This is a genomic window from Streptomyces sp. NPDC057137 (assembly GCF_042670825.1).
Lineage (GTDB): Bacteria > Actinomycetota > Actinomycetes > Streptomycetales > Streptomycetaceae > Streptomyces.
The window spans coordinates 1-6,624 of sequence record NZ_JBHUUW010000134.1 but is presented as its reverse complement, the minus strand read 5'-3'; the positions used below and the strand labels follow the sequence as shown (position 1 = coordinate 6,624).

Annotated in this window: 8 protein-coding genes; all 8 read right to left on the bottom strand. The window is 66.0% G+C overall.

From position 1 onward, the window contains the following. Window positions 1-172 precede the first annotated feature (172 nt). On the bottom strand, window positions 173-1,609 hold the full coding sequence (gene obgE / locus ACFT9I_RS40045; protein ID WP_382572802.1) for a GTPase ObgE: 1,437 nt from the start codon (window positions 1,607-1,609) through the stop codon (window positions 173-175). A gap of 134 nt (window positions 1,610-1,743) precedes the next feature. After that, entirely contained in the window at window positions 1,744-2,001 is a 258-nt protein-coding gene (gene rpmA / locus ACFT9I_RS40040; protein ID WP_354603359.1) for a 50S ribosomal protein L27, read from the bottom strand. 14 nt (window positions 2,002-2,015) lie between these two features. Next, window positions 2,016-2,339, bottom strand: a complete 324-nt coding sequence (rplU, locus tag ACFT9I_RS40035; protein WP_381798585.1) for a 50S ribosomal protein L21 — start codon at window positions 2,337-2,339, stop codon at window positions 2,016-2,018. A gap of 1,216 nt (window positions 2,340-3,555) precedes the next feature. After that, a complete protein-coding gene (locus ACFT9I_RS40030) occupies window positions 3,556-3,831 on the bottom strand; it encodes a colicin immunity domain-containing protein (RefSeq protein WP_382572799.1) in 276 nt (91 codons plus the stop codon). Between the two features lie 13 nt (window positions 3,832-3,844). Then, on the bottom strand, window positions 3,845-4,171 hold the full coding sequence (locus ACFT9I_RS40025) for a colicin D domain-containing protein (protein WP_382572804.1): 327 nt from the start codon (window positions 4,169-4,171) through the stop codon (window positions 3,845-3,847). Between the two features lie 201 nt (window positions 4,172-4,372). After that, complete coding sequence (locus ACFT9I_RS40020; protein WP_382572797.1) at window positions 4,373-4,660, bottom strand: hypothetical protein; 288 nt, start codon at window positions 4,658-4,660, stop codon at window positions 4,373-4,375. Further along, window positions 4,653-4,991 (bottom strand): hypothetical protein, encoded by a 339-nt coding sequence (locus ACFT9I_RS40015; protein ID WP_382572794.1) that lies wholly within the window; start codon window positions 4,989-4,991, stop codon window positions 4,653-4,655. Before ACFT9I_RS40015 ends, ACFT9I_RS40020 begins: the two co-directional genes overlap by 8 nt. Before the next feature lie 157 nt (window positions 4,992-5,148). Next, window positions 5,149-6,396: a helix-turn-helix domain-containing protein gene (locus ACFT9I_RS40010; protein ID WP_382572792.1), complete on the bottom strand. Its 1,248-nt coding sequence runs from the start codon at window positions 6,394-6,396 to the stop codon at window positions 5,149-5,151. Window positions 6,397-6,624: the final 228 nt, after the last annotated feature.

Sequence of the window (6,624 nt, the reverse complement as noted above, 5' to 3'; positions counted from 1 at the left end):
GTCCGCTCCGGAGGGAGCGGACCGCGGCCTTGACGACCGGCGGCACTACGTCATGTATTCGAGTCGTCACCGCTCGAAATGGACGGCTACAGAACCGAACCGGAACCGAACGGGAGTCGGACCCGGGCCGGCCGCAGCCCGGCGGAGCCCCGACGGCCTCGCGGCCCAGCCGCTAGAACGGCTTGAACTCGTCGTACTCCTTGTCGGCGTCGTCCCGCTCCTCGTCCCGGTCCTTGCGCCGGATGGCGGCCGGGCGGGGCACCTCCAGACGGTGGTCCTCGCCACGCCGGCCGAGCATCTCCGCGCCGGCCATCACCGTCGGCTCCCAGTCGAAGACGACCGCGTCGTCCTCGGGGCCGATCGCGACGCCGTCACCGGCGCGGGCACCGGCCTTCGTGAGTGCACCCTCGACGCCGAGCCGGCTGAGCCGGTCCGCGAGATAGCCGACCGCCTCGTCGTTGCTGAAGTCGGTCTGCCTGACCCAGCGTTCGGGCTTCTCGCCGCGTACGCGGTACAGGCCGTCCTCCTCCAGCTCGACGGTGAAGCCCGAGTCGTCGACCGCCTTGGGGCGGATGACGACCCTGGTGGCCTCCTCCACGGGCTTGGCCGCGCGCTGGGCGGCGATGATCTCGGCGAGCGCGAAGGAGAGTTCCTTGAGGCCGGTACGGGCCACGGCGGAGACCTCGTACACGCGCAGTCCGCGCGCTTCGAGCTCGGGACGGATCATCTCGGCCAGGTCCAGGCCGTCCGGGATGTCGATCTTGTTGAGGACCGCGATACGCGGGCGGTCGTCGAGGCCGCCGTACTGCTTCAGCTCCTCCTCGATCATGTCGAGGTCGGAGATGGGGTCGCGGTCGGACTCCAGCGTGGCGGTGTCCAGGATGTGTACGAGGACCGAGCAGCGCTCCACATGGCGCAGGAACTCCAGGCCGAGACCACGGCCCTGGCTGGCGCCCGGGATCAGGCCGGGGACGTCCGCGATGGTGTAGACGGTCGAGCCGGCGGTGACGACACCCAGGTTGGGGACGAGCGTCGTGAACGGGTAGTCGGCGATCTTGGGCTTGGCCGCGGAGAGCACGGAGATCAGCGACGACTTGCCGGCGCTCGGGTAGCCGACGAGCGCGACGTCGGCGACGGTCTTGAGCTCCAGGACGACGTCGCCGGAGCGGCCGGGCTCGCCGAGGAGCGCGAAGCCGGGGGCCTTGCGGCGGGCGGAGGCGAGAGCGGCGTTGCCGAGCCCGCCACGGCCGCCGTCGGCGGCGATGTAGGTGGTGCCCTGGCCGACGAGGTCGGCGAGGACGTTGCCCTTCTTGTCGAGGATGACCGTGCCGTCGGGGACCGGCAGGACGAGGTCCTGGCCGTCCTTGCCGGAACGGTTGGCACCCTCGCCGGGCTTGCCGTTGGTGGCCTTGCGGTGCGGCGAGTGGTGGTACTCGAGCAGTGTGGTCACCGACTGGTCGACGACCAGGATGACGTCTCCGCCACGGCCGCCGTTGCCACCGTCCGGTCCGCCCAGCGGCTTGAACTTCTCACGGTGAACGGAGGCGCAGCCGTGGCCTCCGTTACCCGCGGCGACATGCAGCTCGACGCGGTCCACGAAGGTGGTCATGGTGGTGCCTCCAGTACATACGGAAATTCATGCGTTCAGACAGTTGAACAAGCGAAGGGCGGACCCGCTTCCCCAACGGGAAGTGAGGTCCGCCCTCGCGAGAAACCGATCGAAATCGCTCTACGGGTACCGAACTACTCGGCGACCGGAACGATGTTCACGACCTTGCGGCCACGGCTCTTGCCGAACTCGACCGCCCCGGGGGCGAGCGCGAACAGCGTGTCGTCGCCACCACGGCCCACACCCGAGCCGGGGTGGAAGTGGGTGCCACGCTGGCGGACGAGGATCTCACCGGCGGACACGACCTGACCGCCGAAGCGCTTCACGCCGAGCCGCTGAGCGTTCGAGTCGCGCCCGTTACGGGTGGACGATGCGCCCTTCTTGTGTGCCATGTCTCCTCAGTCCCTTACTTCTTCGCGGCCGCGGGAATAGCGGTGACCTTGATCGCCGTGTACTGCTGGCGGTGACCCTGACGACGGCGGTAGCCGGTCTTGTTCTTGTAGCGAAGAATGTCGATCTTCGCGCCCTTGTGATGGTCCACGACCTCGGCGGTGACCTTGATGCCGCCCAGGACCCACGGGTCGCTGGTCACGGCGTCGCCGTCGACCACGAGCAGGGTCGAGAGCTCGACCGTGTCGCCAACCTTGGCAGTGGGAATCTTGTCAACCTCAACGATGTCGTCAACAGCAACCTTGTGCTGACGACCACCGCTGCGCACGATGGCGTACACGCGGAACTCACTCTCGCTCGGAACGGGACTCCTGAAGCCAGCCGCTCACGAGGCCCGGGGGCCCCGCTGCATCCGGATCGGACGAGCGGCCTCCGCCGACGGCGTCGAGGACAGCCACCGGAAGGTGAGGTGCTCAGGAGGCGGCGCGCACAAAAACACGCCGAGGGTCAAGAGTACGGGGCGGCTGGGTGGGGGGTCAAACCAGGTGGGGGGCGAGGGCCCGGGGCACCGAGCCGGCGGTCGCCCCGACTGCTTTCCGGCGTCACCGAGCCCGCTCGGTACGAGCCATGTAAACCGTGGGCTTCGCCCACGGACGCCATTACGTCAACGCTCTCCGGATTCGGGATCGTCTGTGTATACGCGAAGCCGCTCGCGTATCACCCTCCTATATTCCTGAGGATCCGAATCGTAAAGGGCGCAGTTGGTGCGCCAGGACTGCAGTTCGTTCTCGATTTCACTCAGCGACCAGACATATTCCGGACCGCCTCCATGGCGGACTACGCCAGACCTCTCGGGATCCACCACCAGATCGAATCCGTGCAGCCGCTGAAGTGCGGTACGAACCATGGGGTCACGAATCTTCCCCTCTTCATCCAAGACCCACGACTCTGCCCACTCATGCACCTCGTCCCGCGACGCCGCGCCGGTAAGCAAGGCCAACCAGCAAACCTCGGCGTCTCTGCGACTGGGACTCTGACCTTCCCTGGGCATACTGCCTGTCAATACTCTTCTCCCTATGACCAACGGCCGTCCTCGACTCTGCGCTCGATCGAAGCGTCTGACATGGAGAAGCCCATCGGGCTATCGGAGAGACCATCTGCACCACCGGGACATGCTGGATACGATTGGTAGACCAACCCACCAGGCAGCAGCGGGGTCAAAAAGACAGCAAAGTCGCCTTCCGGCACTTCAGGCTTGGGCTGAAATTCCGACTCAGTAATCACGCGCAGAAGAGAGTGCGGCCACACCAAACATCTACAGGCTCTGGAATTTCATTGCACTGTTGGAGATTCACGTCCCGACCATGGGGCCCCACTAGATCGGCGGCTACCGCCAGCAATACGGACAATGACCAGCCACCATCCCGTTCACCGACCTCTGGAAAACCACGTCGCTTTTCTCGATTGAAAGCGCCATGCTGAACACCTGTCGTGAACAACGGTGAACCCCTCGCCGGAATCATCCGAGGATGGTTCACCGAGAAGCGCAGGACCGCTCACGCACCACTTCGTTCCAGGTTCCGCAAAGATCCCAGCGCTCTTTCCCCTGCAGCTCTGAGCGCGTCCGGACTCACATCCCCGGGACTGAATAGCGACTCGTCACCACAGTAAGCGTCTACCTGCCCGAAGAGAACGTTGAGAACCTCATAGATTTGCTCCCCATGGAATTCCCGATCATTCTTGAAGGCGAACAGATAGAGACCCTCAAACTCATCCGTGGTGATACGTCCTTCCACAAAGATCTCGAGGAGAATCAAATAAGCTGATGGCACCAAAAGAATCCCCTTACAACGAACCCCTCATGAGCACGTTATTGAGCTGCTGCGGGTTCAGCTTCCACCCACTGATGAACTGACCATTGACAGTATGCATCACGTTCAAGCCTGTCGATGGATTGAGGTGATGGACAACATCGTCTCCACGGTACGTGCCCCCAAGCCTAAATGTCTCAGAGCTGTTCACGTGCTCCCGAATCACATCAGCCCATTTCTCTCCATTCTTGAAGTTGTAGTTCTTTGGGAGACCGAAGTCCGCCGCATGCTTGTTGTATTTCTTCTTCAGTTGAACTGCATCGATGGCGATGGCACACGGGCCAGAATTATGAACTAGCACCGGGGTATCCCCCGCCAGCACATAGTACGTGTGCTACGCGGACACCTTCTACCTGCTTCTTTGCAGGTCAGCGCCTGTTTCGGGTTCCTCTGGTGTCCGTGGTTGTGCGGGGGAATCCGTGGGTGTTGCCGTCGCTACTGCCGTCAAGGGCTCGGGCCGCGCGGTCGCGTTGCCGCTAGCGTGGTGTCACCCTCGGGGACTTCACTGCCATGCGCCAGGCTCGGCACGGACGAGGGCGCGGACGGTCTGCTCATACAGTTCGTGGCCGCTCTGGGCGCGGTGTCCGGCGATCCAACGGGTCAGCTCGTCCGAGGTGTGCAGCGTGCCTGACGTGGCACCGCAGCTGCGCTCTTCGCCAGTGACGCAGACCGCCTCCATGGTCGGCAGCGCCAGAGGGTCGGGGACGGTGGTCACGCGGTACTCGCGGAAGCGGTAGCGCCCCCGAGAGGCATCGCGTACTGGTGCGCCGGCGTTCGGAGAGTCAGGCATCCTCGGTCGCCACTTCCTGATCCGGGATGCGCTGTCCGCGCGAGTCCGCGACCCTGAGCGCGTCCGTCAGGGCTTCTGTCAACCGGCGGGCCAGCCAGCGGTATTCGGTCGCCGACCGGGATTTCGCCCCAGGTGCCGTGGCGTCGCGGGCGTACTCCAGCAATTCCTGGCCCATGCTGAGCTGTACCGTCTCGATGCTGTCTGCGAGGGTGGAGAGGTAGCCCCGGCCGTCGGTGCTCAGGTAGCAGGGCTTTCCCTCCGGGCTGGTCCACGGCAGTAAGCGGGGACCTCCCCCGCCCGACGCGGCGTCGTACAGCTCTCTGCGACGCATGCGGTCGGCATCGCTCCTGGGCTGGCTCACTGGGCACCCCTGGCCTGGGTCACTGATGGTGGACACACCGACCCTAGGCACTGACTGATCGTCACCCCAGCCAGGAGTCATGGCAGTTCGCGACTCTCGGTTCACGAACTGCCACGCTGCGTGGCATCTACCCGACGACGCCCAGGTAGTCGGCCATTTCGCGCATCTCTGTCGTGAGGGTGCGCTTGCGTTTGCCGAGGATCTCTTGCATGGTCTCGGCGGCCCCGTTCTGGTGCCGCAGCCACTGTGGGGCGGCTTCCCTGGCGCGGGTCAACTCGTCCATGGCGGCGGACAGGTCGCCGGTCCAGGTGTGGGCGCGCGCCACATCGAGGGTGAAGCGGTTCCCGTCGTTGGTGCTGGGCCTGCCCAGGCGCTTCCACGCCTTGGGCGACAACTCCTCCTGCTCGCCTGCCTTGCGCACCACCGCGCGGGCGTCGCCGATGACCAGGGAGTCTTCGAGTGCCTTGACCGCGACGGTGACCGGCCCGAAGACGGACCAGTGCCGGGAGACGTTGCGATGCGCTGTGCCGACCACGGTTGCCGCAACCCGGGCGGCCTGACGGTACGCCTTCGCCTCGTCGGGACGGTTGTTCCTCGCGGCTGCGGCGGCGGCCTCCATAGCCAGGCCGCCCCACACCGCATAGTGGTCCGGCTCGGCGCCGGTGATCTTCGGCTCCACCGCGTCCATGCTCCGGGCAGCGACCTGTTCCGCCTCGTCCAAGCGGCCCTGGCGCACCAGCAGCCAGCACATGCAGCCGACACCTGAGCCCGCCGCAAGCATGTCTCCGGCCTGACGGGCGTCCATGATGGCGCCGCGCACGGCGGCGTACGCGATGTCGTATTGCCGTACCTGGGTGAGGTAGGTGCCGGCCAGACGCAGCGCCTCGGCGCGGGCGAGCAGGGCCTGCCGGTGCTCGTCCCCGCTGTCGTAGTAGGCGACGGCCCTCCCGGCATCACGCAGCAGGACCGGCAGTTGGGCGGCGACGCTCTTGTAGCGGTCGGAGAAGTACAGCACCCGTGCGTCTTGCAGCGTCCGTCGGAAGGTGCGCAGGTTCGGTTCCTCGCCCACGGCTTCGGCGTCCTGGTCCACAAGTCCGACGGCTGGAGTGAGGGCGGCGCGGAGCTGGATCAGATTGACGCGGTTCGGCTCCTCGGTCTGCCCGACGGGCTCCGGGACATCGGACGCCATCAACGCGGCGGTGGTCACCCCAAGCGCTCGGGCGAGCGTGTGCAGAGTCTCCATGCGGAGAGTGCCGCCCTGCTCGGCCTTGCGAACCGTGCCCGGCGATACGCCTGCGGCATGCGCCAGTTCCTCCTGGCTCATCCCCGCGCGACGCCGGTACTTGCGGACGTTGTCGGCCAGCTCCGTAACCATCAACTCACCACCTCCCACTCCACGGTACGCCCGGCCGGCACATCACCCGGGGACGATCCTGCAGACACCCACCCACAGGGGCTACCCCACCACCTGGCGCGCCGGAACTCCGGCAGAATCGGGGCCTGAGCGGGAGGGGTCCCTCGTCGGTCGGGCAGCTTCGCCGTGCCAGGGTTCCCCGGGGGCCGCCAAGGCTCACACCGTGACGCGTGCGCTCGGCCTTGGCGG